This is a genomic window from Actinoplanes sp. NPDC026670, assembly GCF_040638175.1.
Classification (GTDB): domain Bacteria; phylum Actinomycetota; class Actinomycetes; order Mycobacteriales; family Micromonosporaceae; genus Actinoplanes.
The window spans coordinates 1-1,153 of record NZ_JBEZXU010000206.1 but is presented as its reverse complement, the minus strand read 5'-3'; the positions used below and the strand labels follow the sequence as shown (position 1 = coordinate 1,153).

The following is a 1,153-nucleotide window of genomic DNA, read 5'->3' as shown; positions in this document are numbered from 1 at the left end:
CCGACCGCCATCATCACCGAGGACTGCTGCCAGGTGATTTCCAACGTGTCCGGTTTGCACTCACCGAAGTAGGTGGCCTGGCAGGCGTTCCAGTCCTCCAGCGTCACCTTCTTCTGCAACCACGCCGTGGCGTAGGTGGGCAGCAGCCACGCCTCGGCGAAACGCACGCCCGCCATCGCGAGGAGGATGCCGAGGCCGAACTGGCCGACGACCATCAGGGCGATCACCCCGCCGAGGGCCATCGCGGTGTGCCGCCCCAGCGACGCGAGCGCGAACCCGATGGTCGTGACGACCATGGCGAGCACCAACCCGCGTAGCCCGGTCAGGGCGAAGGACTGCCAGGCCCCGGAGGTCATCTTCGCCGTGCTGCCGCGGAAGGTGGCGACCAGCCAGAAACTGCCGAACCAGAGCGCCGTCGTGGGCACCGCCAGGGCGACCAGCCCGGTGAGCAGCGCCGCCAGCTTCGTCAGCAGTACGGTCAGCCGCTTCGGCCGCCACAACAGCAGGTTCATCATGCCGCCGGTGTTCCACTCCGCCCCGACGAAGGAGGCGCCGACGACGAACCCGACCAGCGCCAGGATCGCCGCGAGCGGCAGCAGGGTGGCGTCGAAGCTCTTCCGGAAGTCGAAGGTGGAGGGCAGGAACCAGTCGGCCTGGATCGCCTCACGCGGCGGCGGCTGGATGACCGAACAGTCCTCCGGGAAGCCCTCGGACTTGCTCGTCCCAGCGGCCGTCGCCTTCTCGCACGCGGCGCGGTACTGCTGGTTCGCGCGTACATCCTGCTGCCACTGCTGCTCGGCGGCCCGCTCGGCCTTCGCCAGCACGGCGGCGTCGATCTTCTCGTTCGTGAAGAAGACCCCGACCACCACGGCCGCGAGCACCAGCAGGCCCAGCACGCTCATCCAGCGGGTGAAGCGCCGCTTGGCGAGCCGGCGCAACTCCGTACGGTAGAGGCTCACGCGCCCCACCCTCCTCCGGTGGCACCGGGCTGCCCCGCCCCACCGACCTTCGTGGACTGGTCGACCTGCCGGTGCTGGCCGGGTACCGGCGCGGTGGCGGTCAGTTCGAGGAAGACGCTCTCCAGGTCGACGGCGACCGGGACGAGCTCGCTGACGTAGAGGCCCTGCTCGGCGAGGAGCCGGGTCACCGTTGC

At 69.9% G+C, this 1,153-nt stretch carries 1 protein-coding gene and 1 pseudogene; both read right to left on the bottom strand.

Features of this window, described 5'->3' with window-relative positions; all coding sequences use genetic code 11:
• On the bottom strand, positions 1-959 hold a 959-nt coding region (locus tag AB0E94_RS53125; RefSeq protein ID WP_360344636.1), incomplete at its 3' end, for an ABC transporter permease subunit.
• Positions 956-1,153: pseudogene (locus AB0E94_RS53120) on the bottom strand (ABC transporter ATP-binding protein); the annotation flags it as partial. The pseudogene AB0E94_RS53120 and the gene AB0E94_RS53125, both read right to left, overlap by 4 nt.